This window comes from Streptomyces sp. NPDC047974 (assembly GCF_040653375.1).
Lineage (GTDB): Bacteria > Actinomycetota > Actinomycetes > Streptomycetales > Streptomycetaceae > Streptomyces.
This window is the reverse complement of the sequence record NZ_JBEZNU010000007.1, coordinates 17,344-31,159: the sequence shown is the minus strand read 5'-3', so window position 1 is coordinate 31,159 and position 13,816 is coordinate 17,344. Positions and strand designations below refer to the sequence as shown.

Below are 13,816 nucleotides of genomic sequence, written 5' to 3'. Positions count from 1 at the left end.
GCATGCCCTGATGCCTCCCCACCCCGGAGAGAAACCCCGATGATGCGTCACCTCATCTCGGCCGCCGACCTCACCCGCGACGACGCCGTCCTGATCCTCGACACCGCCGAGGAGATGGCCCGGGTGGCCGACCGGCCCATCAAGAAGCTGCCGACCCTCCGCGGCCGGACCATCTGCAACCTGTTCTTCGAGGACTCCACCCGCACCCGGATCTCCTTCGAGGCCGCCGAGAAGCGCCTCTCCGCCGACGTCATCAACTTCGCGGCCAAGGGCTCCAGCGTCTCCAAGGGCGAGTCGCTGAAGGACACCGCGCAGACCCTGGAGGCGATGGGCGTCGACGCCGTCGTCATCCGGCACAGCGCCTCCGGCGCCCCCTTCCGCCTCGCCACCTCCGGCTGGATCGACGCCCCCGTCATCAACGCCGGCGACGGCACCCACCAGCACCCCACCCAGGCCCTCCTCGACGCCTTCACCATGCGCCGCCGCCTCGTCGGCCGCGACGCCGGCCTCGGCAGGGACCTGGCCGGCAAGCGCGTCACCCTCGTCGGCGACGTCCTGCACAGCCGGGTCGCCCGCTCCAACGTCGACCTGCTGCACACCCTCGGCGCCGAGGTCACCCTGGTGGCCCCGCCCACCCTCGTCCCCGTCGGCGTCGAGACCTGGCCCTGCGAGGTCAGCTACGACCTCGACAGCGTGCTGCCGAAGTCCGACGCGGTGATGATGCTGCGTGTGCAGCGCGAGCGGATGAACGCCGCCTTCTTCCCGACCGAGCGCGAGTACTCGCGCCGCTACGGCCTGGACGGCGAGCGGATGGCGAAGATGCCCGAGCACGCCATCGTCATGCACCCCGGCCCCATGGTCCGCGGCATGGAGATCACCGCCGAGGTCGCCGACTCCGACCGCTGCACGGTCGTCGAGCAGGTCGCCAACGGCGTCTCCGTCCGGATGGCCGTCCTCTACCTGCTGCTCGGCGGCTCCGAGCCCGCCGTCGCCCCCGCCACCACCCGTACCGAGGAGAGCAAGTAAAGATGAGCAAGATCCTTATCCGTGGTGCGAAGGTGCTGGGCGGCGAGCCGCAGGACGTCCTCCTCGACGGCGAGACGATCGAGGCGGTCGGCACCGGCCTGTCCGCCGAGGGCGCGACCGTGATCGAGGCCGAGGGCCAGATCCTCCTCCCCGGCCTCGTCGACCTCCACACCCACCTGCGCGAGCCCGGCCGCGAGGACTCCGAGACCGTCCTCACCGGCACCCGCGCCGCCGCCTCCGGCGGCTACACGGCCGTCTTCGCCATGGCCAACACCCACCCGGTCGCCGACACCGCCGGCGTCGTCGAGCAGGTCTACCGGCTCGGCAAGGAGGCCGGCTACTGCGACGTGCAGCCCATCGGCGCCGTCACCGTCGGCCTGGAGGGCAAGAAGCTCGCCGAGCTCGGCGCCATGCACGACTCCGCCGCCGGCGTCACCGTCTTCTCCGACGACGGCAAGTGCGTCGACGACGCCGTGATCATGCGCCGCGCCCTGGAGTACGTGAAGGCCTTCGGCGGCGTCGTCGCCCAGCACGCCCAGGAGCCCCGCCTCACCGAGGGCGCCCAGATGAACGAGGGCGTCGTCTCCGCCGAGCTCGGCCTCGGCGGCTGGCCGGCCGTGGCGGAGGAGTCGATCATCGCCCGCGACGTCCTCCTCGCCGAGCACGTCGGCTCCCGCGTCCACATCTGCCACCTCTCCACCGCCGGCTCCGTCGAGATCGTCCGCTGGGCCAAGTCCCGCGGCATCGACGTCACCGCCGAGGTCACCCCGCACCACCTCCTCCTCACCGACGAGCTGGTCCGCACGTACAACCCGGTCTACAAGGTCAACCCGCCGCTGCGCACCGAGCGCGACGTGCTGGCCCTGCGCGAGGCCCTGGCCGACGGCACCATCGACATCGTCGCCACCGACCACGCCCCGCACCCGCACGAGGACAAGGACTGCGAGTGGGCCGCCGCCGCCATGGGCATGGTCGGCCTGGAGACCGCGCTCTCCGTCGTCCAGCAGACGATGGTGGAGACCGGCCTCCTCGACTGGGCCGGCGTCGCCGACCGGATGTCCTCCGCCCCGGCCCGCATCGGCCGCGCCACCGGCCACGGACGACCCGTCTCGGCTGGTGAGCCCGCGAACCTGGTCCTGGTCGATCCGGCTTACCGTGGGACGGTGGACCCCGCGGACTTCGCCTCCCGCAGCCGCAACACCCCCTACGAGGGCCGTGAGCTGCCGGGTCGCGTCACCCACACCTTCCTGCGGGGCCGGGCAACGGTCATGGACGGGAAGTTGGCGTGACACACACCATCGCAAGCGCGGCCCTCGCCGCGGAGCAGAAGTCGGCAGAGGTGACCGACTGGGCCGGCCGCATCGGCTGGGTCGTCGGACTCCTGCTCTTCGTCGCCTTCGTCTACTGGCTCATGCGCCAGGGCTGGAAGTGGCGCGGCAGCCTCCAGTCGGACCTTCCCGAGCTCCCCGAGGTGCCGCGGACGCCCGGTGAGGCCAAGCTGGCTGTGTCGCCGATGGTCGGCCGCTACCACGGCTCCACCACCGCCGGTCAGTGGCTCGACCGGATCGTCGCCCACGGCCTCGGCACCCGCAGCCGCGCCGAGCTCACGCTCACCGAGGCCGGGATCTCGGTCGTCCGCCCCGGGGCGAACGACTTCCTGATCCCCGCCGCCGCCCTGCGCGAGGCCCGTCTCGACAAGGGCATCGCCGGCAAGGTCCTCGCCGAGGGCGGGCTCCTGATCGTCACCTGGGAGCACGGCGGCACCCTCCTCGACTCCGGCTTCCGCTCCGACCGGGCCGCCGAGCACACCGCCTGGGTCGAGACCCTCAACTCCATGATCGACACCCCGATCGACACTTCGAAGACCGACACGACGGAAGGCATCGCACGATGACGACCTCCACAAGGGGAGCCCAGGCTCCCGCCGTACTCGTCCTGGAGGACGGCCGCACCTTCCGCGGCCGCGCCTACGGGGCCGTGGGGGAGACCTTCGGCGAGGCCGTGTTCTCCACCGGCATGACCGGCTACCAGGAGACCCTCACCGACCCGTCGTACGACCGCCAGATCGTCGTCGCCACGGCCCCCCAGATCGGCAACACCGGCTGGAACGACGAGGACGACGAGTCGAGCCGCATCTGGGTCTCCGGCTACGTGGTCCGCGACCCCGCCCGCATCCCGTCGAACTGGCGCGCCAAGCGCAGCCTCGACGACGAGCTGGTCGCCCAGGGCGTCGTCGGCATCTCCGGCATCGACACCCGCGCCCTCACCCGCCACCTGCGCGAGCGCGGCTCCATGCGCGCCGGCGTCTTCTCCGGCGAGGCGCTCGCCCCCGAGGCCGAGCTGCTCGCCCGCGTGCAGGCCCAGCCGCACATGAAGGGCGCCAGCCTCTACGAGGAGGTCGCCACCAAGGAGCCGTACGTCGTCCCCGCGATCGGCGGGAAGAAGTTCACCGTCGCCGCGATCGACCTCGGCATCAAGGGCATGACCCCGCACCGGATGGCCGAGCGCGGCATCGAGGTCCACGTGCTGCCCGCCACCGCCACCGCCGACGACGTGTACGCGGTGAACCCGGACGGCGTCTTCTTCTCCAACGGCCCGGGCGACCCGGCCACCGCCGACGGCCCGGTCGCGCTCATGACCGCCGTCCTGGAGCGGAAGACCCCGCTCTTCGGCATCTGCTTCGGCAACCAGATCCTCGGCCGCGCGCTCGGCTTCGGCACCTACAAGCTGAAGTACGGCCACCGGGGCATCAACCAGCCCGTCCAGGACCGGACCACCGGCAAGGTCGAGGTCACCGCGCACAACCACGGCTTCGCCGTCGACGCGCCCCTCGACAAGGTCTCCGAGACCCCCTTCGGCCGCGCCGAGGTCTCCCACGTCTGCCTGAACGACAACGTCGTGGAGGGCCTCCAGCTGCTCGACCAGCCCGGCTTCTCCGTCCAGTACCACCCCGAGGCGGCCGCGGGCCCGCACGACGCCGCGTACCTCTTCGACCGCTTCGTGACCCTCATGGAGGCCGAGCGTGCCTAAGCGCACCGACATCCAGTCCGTCCTGGTCATCGGCTCCGGCCCGATCGTCATCGGCCAGGCCGCCGAGTTCGACTACTCCGGCACCCAGGCCTGCCGGGTCCTCAAGGCCGAGGGCCTGCGGGTCATCCTGGTGAACTCCAACCCGGCCACGATCATGACCGACCCGGAGATCGCCGACGCCACCTACGTCGAGCCGATCACCCCCGAGTTCGTCGAGAAGATCATCGCCAAGGAGCGCCCCGACGCCCTCCTGCCCACCCTCGGCGGCCAGACCGCGCTCAACACCGCGATCTCCATGCACGAGCAGGGCGTCCTGGAGAAGTACGGCGTCGAGCTCATCGGCGCCAACGTCGAGGCCATCCACAAGGGCGAGGACCGCGACCTCTTCAAGGGTGTCGTCGAGGCCGTCAACGCCAAGATCGGCTACGGCGAGTCCGCCCGCTCGGTCATCTGCCACTCCATGGACGACGTCCTCAAGGGCGTCGACACCCTCGGCGGCTACCCCGTCGTCGTCCGCCCCTCCTTCACCATGGGCGGCGCCGGCTCCGGCTTCGCCCACGACGAGGAGGAGCTGCGCCGCATCGCCGGCCAGGGCCTCACGCTCTCCCCGACCACCGAGGTGCTCCTGGAGGAGTCCATCCTCGGCTGGAAGGAGTACGAGCTGGAGCTCATGCGCGACAAGCACGACAACGTCGTGGTCGTCTGCTCCATCGAGAACTTCGACCCGATGGGCGTCCACACCGGCGACTCCATCACCGTCGCCCCGGCGATGACGCTCACCGACCGCGAGTACCAGATCCTCCGCGACGTCGGCATCGCGATCATCCGCGAGGTCGGCGTCGACACCGGCGGCTGCAACATCCAGTTCGCGGTCGACCCGGTCGACGGCCGCGTGATCGTCATCGAGATGAACCCGCGCGTCTCCCGCTCCTCGGCCCTCGCCTCCAAGGCCACCGGCTTCCCGATCGCCAAGATCGCGGCCCGGCTCGCCGTCGGCTACACCCTGGACGAGATCCCGAACGACATCACGGAGAAGACCCCGGCGTCCTTCGAGCCCACGCTCGACTACGTCGTGGTCAAGGCCCCGCGCTTCGCCTTCGAGAAGTTCCCCTCCGCCGACTCCACGCTGACCACGACCATGAAGTCGGTCGGCGAGGCCATGGCCATCGGCCGGAACTTCCCCGAGGCCCTCCAGAAGGCCCTGCGCTCCCTGGAGAAGAAGGGCTCGCAGTTCGCCTTCACCGGCGAGCCCGGCGACAAGGCCGAACTCCTCCGCGAGGCGGTCCGCCCCACCGACGGCCGCATCAACACCGTCATGCAGGCGATCCGGGCCGGCGCCACCGCGCAGGAGGTCTTCGACGCCACGAAGATCGACCCGTGGTTCGTCGACCAGCTCTTCCTGATCAAGGAGCTCGCCGACGAGCTCGCCGGCGCCGAGAAGCTGGAGCCGGAGCTGCTGGCCGAGGCCAAGCGCCACGGCTTCTCCGACGCCCAGATCGCCGAGATCCGCGGCCTGCGCGAGGACGTCGTCCGCGAGGTCCGGCACGCCCTCGGCGTCCGCCCGGTCTACAAGACGGTCGACACCTGCGCCGCCGAGTTCGCCGCCAAGACCCCGTACTTCTACTCGTCCTACGACGAGGAGTCCGAGGTCGCGCCGCGCGAGAAGCCCGCCGTGATCATCCTCGGCTCCGGCCCGAACCGCATCGGCCAGGGCATCGAGTTCGACTACTCCTGCGTCCACGCCTCCTTCGCCCTGAGCGACGCCGGCTACGAGACCGTGATGGTCAACTGCAACCCGGAGACCGTCTCGACGGACTACGACACCTCCGACCGCCTGTACTTCGAGCCGCTGACGCTGGAAGACGTGCTGGAGATCGTCCACGCCGAGTCCCTCGCGGGCCCGATCGCCGGTGTCGTCGTCCAGCTCGGCGGCCAGACCCCGCTCGGCCTCTCCCAGGCCCTCAAGGACAACGGCGTGCCCGTCGTCGGCACCTCCCCGGAGGCCATCCACGCCGCCGAGGACCGCGGCGCCTTCGGCCGCGTCCTGGAGGAGGCCGGCCTGCCGGCCCCCAAGCACGGCACCGCCACCACCTTCGCCGGCGCCAAGAAGATCGCCGACGAGATCGGCTACCCGGTCCTGGTCCGCCCCTCGTACGTCCTCGGCGGCCGCGGCATGGAGATCGTCTACGACGAGGCGCGCCTGGAGTCGTACATCGCCGAGTCCACCGAGATCAGCCCCACCCGGCCGGTCCTGGTCGACCGCTTCCTCGACGACGCCATCGAGATCGACGTGGACGCCCTCTACGACGGCACCGAGCTCTACCTCGGCGGCGTCATGGAGCACATCGAGGAGGCCGGCATCCACTCCGGCGACTCGGCCTGCGCCCTGCCCCCGATCACGCTCGGCGGCTTCGACATCAAGCGGCTGCGCGCCTCCACCGAGGCCATCGCCAAGGGCGTCGGCGTCCGCGGCCTGATCAACATCCAGTTCGCCATGGCCGGTGACATCCTCTACGTCCTGGAGGCCAACCCGCGCGCCTCCCGGACCGTGCCCTTCACCTCCAAGGCCACCGCCGTCCCGCTCGCCAAGGCCGCCGCCCGCATCTCGCTGGGCGCGACCATCGCCGAGCTGCGCGCCGAGGGCCTGCTGCCGAAGACCGGCGACGGCGGCACCCTGCCGCTCGACGCGCCGATCTCCGTCAAGGAGGCCGTGATGCCGTGGTCGCGCTTCCGCGACGTGCACGGCCGCGGCGTGGACACCGTCCTCGGCCCGGAGATGCGCTCCACCGGCGAGGTCATGGGCATCGACGCCGTCTTCGGCACCGCCTACGCCAAGTCGCAGGCCGGCGCCTACGGCCCGCTGCCCACCAAGGGCCGCGCCTTCATCTCGGTCGCCAACCGCGACAAGCGCTCGATGATCTTCCCGGCGCGCGAGCTGGTCGCCCACGGCTTCGAGCTGCTCGCCACCTCCGGCACCGCCGAGGTCCTCAAGCGCAACGGCATCAACGCCACCGTCGTGCGCAAGCTCAGCGAGGGCGAGGGGCCGAACGGCGAGAAGACGATCGTCCAGCTGATCCACGACGGCCAGGTCGACCTGATCGTCAACACCCCGTACGGCACCGGCGGCCGCCTCGACGGCTACGAGATCCGTACGGCGGCGGTGTCCCGCGGCGTCCCGTGCCTCACCACCGTGCAGGCGCTCGCCGCGGCCGTCCAGGGCATCGACGCCCTCAACCACGGCGACGTCGGCGTCCGTTCCCTCCAGGAACACGCCGAACACCTGACCGCGGCCCGCGACTAGCAGCCATCGAGGGGGACACCGGAAACGGTGTCCCCCTCTTCATGAGGACACCACCATGTACAAGCTCTTCTTCCAGCTCGTCTTCAAGCGCATGGACCCCGAGAAGGCCCACTACCTCGCCTTCCGCTGGATCCGGCTCGCGGCCCGCACCCCCGTCCTGCGCACCTTCGTCGCGGCCGTCCTCGCGCCCCGGTACAAGGAGCTGCGCACCGAGGCCCTGGGCCTGCGCATGCACGGCCCCTTCGGCCTCGCCGCCGGCTTCGACAAGAACGCCGTCGCCATCGACGGCATGGCCATGCTCGGCTTCGACCACGTCGAGATCGGCACGGTCACCGGCGAGGCCCAGCCCGGCAACCCCAAGAAGCGGCTCTTCCGCCTCGTCCCCGACCGGGCCCTGATCAACCGCATGGGCTTCAACAACGAGGGCTCCGCCGCCGTCGCCGCCCGCCTCCACGCGCGCACGCCGGTCTTCAGGACCGTCGTGGGCGTCAACATCGGCAAGACCAAGGTCGTCGAGGAGGCCGACGCGGCCGCCGACTACGTGAAGTCCACCGAGCGGCTCGCCGCCCACGCCGACTACCTCGTCGTCAACGTCTCCTCGCCGAACACCCCCGGCCTGCGCAACCTCCAGGCCACCGAGTCGCTGCGCCCGCTGCTCACCGCCGTCCGCGAGGCCGCCGACCGCACGGTCACCGACCGCCGCGTCCCGCTCCTGGTGAAGATCGCCCCCGACCTCGCCGACGAGGACGTGGACGCCGTCGCCGACCTCGCCGTCGAGCTCGGCCTGGACGGCATCATCGCCACCAACACCACCATCGCCCGCGAGGGCCTCGGCCTGAGCTCCGCCCCGGCCCTCGTCCAGGAGACCGGCGGCCTCTCCGGCGCCCCGCTCAAGGAGCGCTCCCTGGAGGTCCTGCGCCGCCTGTACGCGCGCGTGGGCGACCGGATCGTCCTGGTGGGCGTCGGCGGCATCGAGAACGCCGAGGACGCCTGGCAGCGCATCCTCGCCGGCGCCACCCTGGTCCAGGGCTACAGCGCCTTCATCTACGAGGGCCCCTGCTACGCCCGCGCCATCCACAAGGGCCTCGCCGCGCGCCTCGCGGCCTCCCCGTACGCCACCATCGCCGATGCCGTCGGCGCGGACCACCGAAAGGCCACCACCTCGTGACTCCCTCCTTCGGCACCCGCCTGCGCTCCGCCATGGACGAGCGCGGCCCGCTCTGCGTCGGCATCGACCCGCACGCCTCCCTGCTGGGCTCCTGGGGCCTCGGCGACGACATCGCGGGCCTGGAGTCCTTCACGTACACCGTGGTCGAGGCGCTGGCGGAGACCGTCGCCGTCTTCAAGCCGCAGGCCGCCTTCTTCGAGCGCTTCGGCTCGCGCGGCATCGCCGTCCTGGAGCGCGCCACCGCCGACCTGCGGGCCGCCGGCGGCCTGGTCGTCATGGACGCCAAGCGCGGCGACATCGGCTCCACCATGGCCGCCTACGCGGAGACCTTCCTCCGGAAGGACTCCCCGCTCTTCTCCGACGCGCTCACGGTCTCCCCGTACCTCGGCTACGGCTCCCTGAAGCCGGCCGTCGACCTGGCCCGCGAGTCCGGAGCCGGCCTCTTCGTCCTGGCCCTGACCTCCAACCCGGAGGGCGCCGAGGTCCAGCGGGCCGTCCGGGAGGACGGCCGGACCATCGGCGCGACCATGCTCGCCCACCTGGCGGAGGAGAACGCGGGGGAGACCCCCATGGGCTCCTTCGGCGCGGTCGTCGGCGCCACCCTCGGCGACCTCTCCTCCTTCGACCTCGACATCAACGGCCCGCTGCTCGCCCCGGGCATCGGCGCCCAGGGCGCGACCCCGGCCGACCTCCCGGTCGTCTTCGGGGACGCGGTCCGCAACGTGGTCCCGAACGTCAGCCGCGGTGTGCTGCGCGCCGGACCGGACGCGTCCGCCCTGCGGGACGCGGCGACGCGCTACGCGGACGAGATCCGCGCCGCCGTCGCCGGCTGACCCCGCCGACCCGCCCCCGGGTCATCCCCGCAGGTGGGAGCGGACGGGGGCGGGGGCCGCGTCCCGTCGTGGCACTTGACGAAATCTTGGCAGAAATCCGGGTCGATATGCCGGAAAAGTACTGGTCGGCAGAGGCTGACCAGGACTTTTCCGCTGTTCTCGCTGACTGGAGCGGCCATGGCCGCTAGTCTCCGGGGCAGAGCAGACGTCCGACGGCCACGTCGTCGGGCGTTGCTCCACTGGTGTGGGTCGACCAGGTCCTCACCGGTCCGTATCCGACAGATCGACATCCGAGGTGACGTAGGCGTGGCTCTTCCGCCCCTTACCCCTGAACAGCGCGCAGCCGCGCTCGAGAAGGCCGCCGCGGCTCGCCGGGAGCGGGCCGAGGTCAAGAATCGACTCAAGCACTCCGGCGCCTCCCTCCACGAGGTCATCAAGCAGGGCCAGGAGAACGACGTCATCGGCAAGATGAAGGTCTCCGCCCTCCTTGAGTCCCTGCCCGGCGTCGGCAAGGTCCGCGCCAAGCAGATCATGGAGCGGCTCGGCATCTCCGAGAGCCGTCGCGTCCGCGGTCTCGGCTCCAACCAGATCGCCTCCCTGGAGCGCGAGTTCGGCGGCGCCGGCGCCTGACCCGGCGCTCCGGCGGGTGCCCGATCCGGGCCACGCGTCCCGGGCACCCCGGCGTTACTGGAATAATCGCCGCATGGCAGCAGAGGTACGTCCGCGGCTGACCGTGCTCTCCGGCCCCTCAGGGGTCGGCAAGAGCACGGTCGTCGCTCATATGCGCAAGGTCCACCCCGAGGTCTGGCTCTCGGTGTCGGCCACGACACGAAAGCCCCGCCCCGGCGAGAAGCACGGCGTCCAGTACTTCTTCGTCTCGGACGACGAGTTCGACAAGCTGATCGCCAACGGTGAGCTCCTCGAGTGGGCCGAGTTCGCGGGCAACCGCTACGGCACCCCCCGCAGCGCGGTCGTCGACCGCCTGGAGAAGGGCGAGCCCGTGCTCCTGGAGATCGAGCTCCAGGGCGCGCGCCAGGTGAAGGAGTCCATGGCCGACTCCCGCCTCGTCTTCCTGGCCCCGCCGAGCTGGGAGGAGCTGGTCCGCCGGCTCACCGGCCGCGGCACCGAGTCGCCCGAGGTCATCGAGCGCCGTCTGGCGGCGGCCAAGATCGAACTCGCCGCGGAGTCGGAGTTCGACACCACGCTCGTCAACACCTCCGTCGAGGACGTCGCACGCGAGCTGCTAACGTTGATGCACGTAGTCTGATCTTTCTGATCATTCTGCACACTCTGAATCCTTCAGAGTCTCTCTGAGTCTTGTATCCATCTTCGGAAGGTAGAGCGTGTCCTCTTCCATCACCGCGCCCGAGGGCATCATCAACCCGCCGATCGACGAGCTGCTCGAGGCCACGGACTCGAAGTACAGCCTCGTGATCTACGCGGCCAAGCGCGCGCGTCAGATCAACGCGTACTACTCGCAGCTCGGTGAGGGCCTGCTGGAGTACGTCGGTCCCCTCGTCGACACGCACGTCCACGAGAAGCCGCTCTCGATCGCCCTGCGCGAGATCAACGCGGGCCTGCTGACCTCCGAGGCCATCGAGGGTCCCGTTCAGTAAGCGTTGCGTTCGTCACCACAGGCCCGGCGGTCCCTCCGCCGGGCCTGTGGTGTCTCATGGAGTCGTACGCAATCCGAGAGCGCGCACCCGCGTGGGGAGAGGCAGCCGTGACCAAGCCGAAGGTCGTCCTGGGCGTGAGCGGCGGGATCGCCGCCTACAAGGCGTGCGAGCTGCTGCGCCGGCTCACCGAGTCGGGCCACGACGTCCGCGTCGTCCCCACCGACTCCGCGCTCCACTTCGTCGGCGCCGCCACCTGGTCCGCACTCTCCGGCAACCCCGTCTCCACCGAGGTCTGGGAGACCGTCCACGAGGTGCCGCACGTCCGCATCGGCCAGGGCGCCGACCTCGTCGTCGTCGCCCCCGCCACCGCCGACATGCTCGCCAAGGCCGCCCACGGCCTCGCCGACGACCTCCTCACCAACACGCTGCTCACCGCGCGCTGTCCGGTCGTCTTCGCCCCCGCCATGCACACCGAGATGTGGGAGCACCCGGCCACCCAGGAGAACGTGGCCACGCTCCGCCGCCGCGGCGCCGTCGTCATCGAACCCGCCGTCGGCCGTCTCACCGGCGTCGACACCGGCAAGGGGCGACTCCCCGACCCCGGCGAGATCTTCGAGGTCTGCCGCAGGATCCTCGCCCGCGGCGTCACCGCCCCCGACCTGGCGGGCCGCCACGTCGTGGTGTCCGCCGGCGGTACCCGCGAGCCCCTCGACCCGGTCCGCTACCTGGGCAACCGCTCCTCCGGCAAGCAGGGCTACGCCCTCGCCAAGGCGGCCGCCGCCCGCGGCGCGAGGGTCACCCTGATCGAGGCCAACACCGCCCTTCCCGACCCGGCCGGCGTCGACGTCGTCCACGTCGGCACCGCCGTCCAGCTGCGCGAGGCCGTCCTCAAGGCGGCCGCCGACGCCGACGCGGTCGTCATGGCCGCCGCCGTCGCCGACTTCCGCCCGGCCGCCTACGCCACCGGCAAGATCAAGAAGACCGACGACGGGGGCGCGCCCACCATCGAGCTGGTCCGCAACCCCGACATCCTCGCCGAGCTCTCCGCCGACCGCGCCCTGCCCGGCCAGGTCGTCGTCGGCTTCGCCGCCGAGACCGACGACGTCCTCGCCAACGGCCGCGCCAAGCTCGCCCGCAAGGGCTGCGACCTCCTCGTCGTCAACGAGGTCGGCGAGCGCAAGACCTTCGGCTCGGAGGAGAACGAGGCCGTGGTCCTCGCCGCCGACGGCACCGAGACCCCGGTCCCGTACGGCCCGAAGGAAGCCCTCGCCGAGACCGTCTGGGACCTCGTCCTGCCCCGTCTGCGGGAGCGCTCCGCCTGAGAACGGGGCGGCCGGGGCGAGCGAAACGCCGGGGCGCGAGTGATCTCCGCCCTACGGAACGTGCTCCCCGGCCCCCTCCCGGAGCCGGTTCGCCCCAGCTGATCACATTCGTCAGGCGAGACACCTGGTCCATCCGGCGACCCGGCCCGATAGACTGTCCGTGGAACGTCGCGGGGCGCAGCCCCCTGCCGGTCCGCGAAGAGATAGCCAGCAGCCGCTGCAACCCCAGGGAGCGTTGTGTCCCGTCGTCTGTTCACCTCGGAGTCCGTCACCGAGGGACACCCCGACAAGATCGCTGACCAGATCAGCGACACCATCCTCGACGCGCTGCTCCGGGAGGACCCCACCTCCCGCGTCGCCGTCGAGACGCTGATCACCACCGGCCTCGTGCACGTCGCGGGCGAGGTGACCACCAAGGCGTGGGCGGACATCCCGACCCTCGTCCGCAACAAGATCCTCGAGATCGGGTACGACTCCTCGAAGAAGGGCTTCGACGGCGCCTCCTGCGGCGTCTCGGTCTCCATCGGGTCGCAGTCCCCCGACATCGCGCAGGGCGTGGACACCGCCTACGAGAAGCGCGTCGAGGGCGACGAGGACGAGCTCGACAAGCAGGGCGCCGGCGACCAGGGCCTGATGTTCGGCTACGCCTCGGACGAGACCCCCGAGCTGATGCCGCTGCCGATCCACCTCGCGCACCGGCTCTCCCGCCGCCTCACCGAGGTCCGCAAGAACGGCACCATCCCGTACCTGCGCCCCGACGGCAAGACCCAGGTCACCATCGAGTACGACGGCGACAAGGCCGTCCGCCTCGACACGGTCGTCGTCTCCTCGCAGCACGCCTCGGACATCGACCTCGAATCGCTGCTCGCGCCCGACATCCGCGAGTTCGTCGTCGAGCACGTCCTGAAGGAGCTCGTCGAGGACGGCATCAAGCTCGACACCGACGGCTACCGCCTGCTGGTCAACCCCACCGGCCGCTTCGAGATCGGCGGCCCGATGGGCGACGCCGGCCTCACCGGCCGCAAGATCATCATCGACACCTACGGCGGCATGGCCCGCCACGGCGGCGGCGCCTTCTCGGGCAAGGACCCGTCGAAGGTCGACCGCTCGGCCGCCTACGCCATGCGCTGGGTCGCCAAGAACGTCGTCGCCGCGGGCCTCGCCTCCCGCTGCGAGGTCCAGGTCGCCTACGCGATCGGCAAGGCCGAGCCCGTCGGCCTCTTCGTCGAGACCTTCGGCACCAACACCGTCGAGACCGAGAAGATCGAGAACGCCATCGGCGAGGTCTTCGACCTCCGCCCGGCCGCGATCATCCGCGACCTCGACCTGCTCCGCCCGATCTACTCCCAGACCGCCGCCTACGGCCACTTCGGCCGTGAGCTGCCCGACTTCACCTGGGAGCGCACCGACCGCGTCGACGCCCTCAAGAAGGCCGCCGGCCTGTAGGCCCCCGCACCACCCCGGAAGCCCGGCACCCCCTCGGGGGGCGCCGGGCTTCCGGCGTACTCCCGCTGTCCGAG

The 13,816-nt window shown here is 71.2% G+C and carries 12 protein-coding genes; all 12 read left to right on the top strand.

What is annotated here, in order from left to right; all coding sequences use genetic code 11:
- The first annotated feature begins 39 nt into the window (after nucleotides 1-39).
- A complete protein-coding gene (locus AB0E19_RS12320) occupies nucleotides 40-1,026 on the top strand; it encodes an aspartate carbamoyltransferase catalytic subunit (protein ID WP_360604032.1) in 987 nt (328 codons plus the stop codon).
- Nucleotides 1,027-1,028: 2 nt separating this feature from the next.
- Nucleotides 1,029-2,315, top strand: a complete 1,287-nt coding sequence (locus tag AB0E19_RS12315; protein WP_362177402.1) for a dihydroorotase — start codon at nucleotides 1,029-1,031, stop codon at nucleotides 2,313-2,315.
- Nucleotides 2,312-2,920, top strand: a complete 609-nt coding sequence (locus AB0E19_RS12310; RefSeq protein ID WP_362177399.1) for a hypothetical protein — start codon at nucleotides 2,312-2,314, stop codon at nucleotides 2,918-2,920. The genes AB0E19_RS12315 and AB0E19_RS12310 overlap by 4 nt, the downstream gene beginning before the upstream one ends.
- Nucleotides 2,917-4,056, top strand: coding sequence for a glutamine-hydrolyzing carbamoyl-phosphate synthase small subunit (gene carA / locus AB0E19_RS12305; protein ID WP_362177396.1), 1,140 nt, complete (start codon nucleotides 2,917-2,919; stop codon nucleotides 4,054-4,056). The genes AB0E19_RS12310 and carA overlap by 4 nt, the downstream gene beginning before the upstream one ends.
- Nucleotides 4,049-7,357: a carbamoyl-phosphate synthase large subunit gene (carB, locus tag AB0E19_RS12300; protein ID WP_362177392.1), complete on the top strand. Its 3,309-nt coding sequence runs from the start codon at nucleotides 4,049-4,051 to the stop codon at nucleotides 7,355-7,357. The genes carA and carB overlap by 8 nt, the downstream gene beginning before the upstream one ends.
- A gap of 55 nt (nucleotides 7,358-7,412) precedes the next feature.
- Nucleotides 7,413-8,525 carry a quinone-dependent dihydroorotate dehydrogenase gene (locus AB0E19_RS12295; protein WP_362177389.1) on the top strand — a complete coding sequence of 371 codons (1,113 nt, stop codon included), beginning with the start codon at nucleotides 7,413-7,415 and terminating at the stop codon, nucleotides 8,523-8,525.
- Entirely contained in the window at nucleotides 8,522-9,358 is an 837-nt protein-coding gene (gene pyrF, locus AB0E19_RS12290; protein WP_362177386.1) for an orotidine-5'-phosphate decarboxylase, read from the top strand. The genes AB0E19_RS12295 and pyrF overlap by 4 nt, the downstream gene beginning before the upstream one ends.
- A gap of 306 nt (nucleotides 9,359-9,664) precedes the next feature.
- The gene (locus AB0E19_RS12285) at nucleotides 9,665-9,988 is read left to right on the top strand and encodes an integration host factor (protein ID WP_030493613.1); all 324 of its coding nucleotides are present in this window, start codon (nucleotides 9,665-9,667) and stop codon (nucleotides 9,986-9,988) included.
- 73 nt (nucleotides 9,989-10,061) lie between these two features.
- Nucleotides 10,062-10,625, top strand: coding sequence for a guanylate kinase (gmk, locus tag AB0E19_RS12280; RefSeq protein WP_362177382.1), 564 nt, complete (start codon nucleotides 10,062-10,064; stop codon nucleotides 10,623-10,625).
- A 76-nt stretch (nucleotides 10,626-10,701) separates the two neighbouring features.
- The gene (gene rpoZ, locus AB0E19_RS12275; RefSeq protein ID WP_030810584.1) at nucleotides 10,702-10,974 is read left to right on the top strand and encodes a DNA-directed RNA polymerase subunit omega; all 273 of its coding nucleotides are present in this window, start codon (nucleotides 10,702-10,704) and stop codon (nucleotides 10,972-10,974) included.
- Nucleotides 10,975-11,081: 107 nt separating this feature from the next.
- Entirely contained in the window at nucleotides 11,082-12,296 is a 1,215-nt protein-coding gene (coaBC, locus tag AB0E19_RS12270) for a bifunctional phosphopantothenoylcysteine decarboxylase/phosphopantothenate--cysteine ligase CoaBC (RefSeq protein WP_360604048.1), read from the top strand.
- A gap of 237 nt (nucleotides 12,297-12,533) precedes the next feature.
- Nucleotides 12,534-13,742, top strand: coding sequence for a methionine adenosyltransferase (gene metK / locus AB0E19_RS12265; protein ID WP_362177377.1), 1,209 nt, complete (start codon nucleotides 12,534-12,536; stop codon nucleotides 13,740-13,742).
- The last annotated feature ends 74 nt before the right edge of the window (nucleotides 13,743-13,816 follow it).

What these genes read in the sequence shown, in the direction of transcription:
- AB0E19_RS12320 (WP_360604032.1), top strand. Translation starts at nt 40, where the DNA reads ATGATGCGTCACCTCATCTCGGCCGCCGACCTCACCCGCGACGACGCC.
- AB0E19_RS12315 (WP_362177402.1), top strand. Translation starts at nt 1,029, where the DNA reads ATGAGCAAGATCCTTATCCGTGGTGCGAAGGTGCTGGGCGGCGAGCCG.
- carA (WP_362177396.1), top strand. Translation starts at nt 2,917, where the DNA reads ATGACGACCTCCACAAGGGGAGCCCAGGCTCCCGCCGTACTCGTCCTG.
- AB0E19_RS12295 (WP_362177389.1), top strand. Translation starts at nt 7,413, where the DNA reads ATGTACAAGCTCTTCTTCCAGCTCGTCTTCAAGCGCATGGACCCCGAG.
- gmk (WP_362177382.1), top strand. Translation starts at nt 10,062, where the DNA reads ATGGCAGCAGAGGTACGTCCGCGGCTGACCGTGCTCTCCGGCCCCTCA.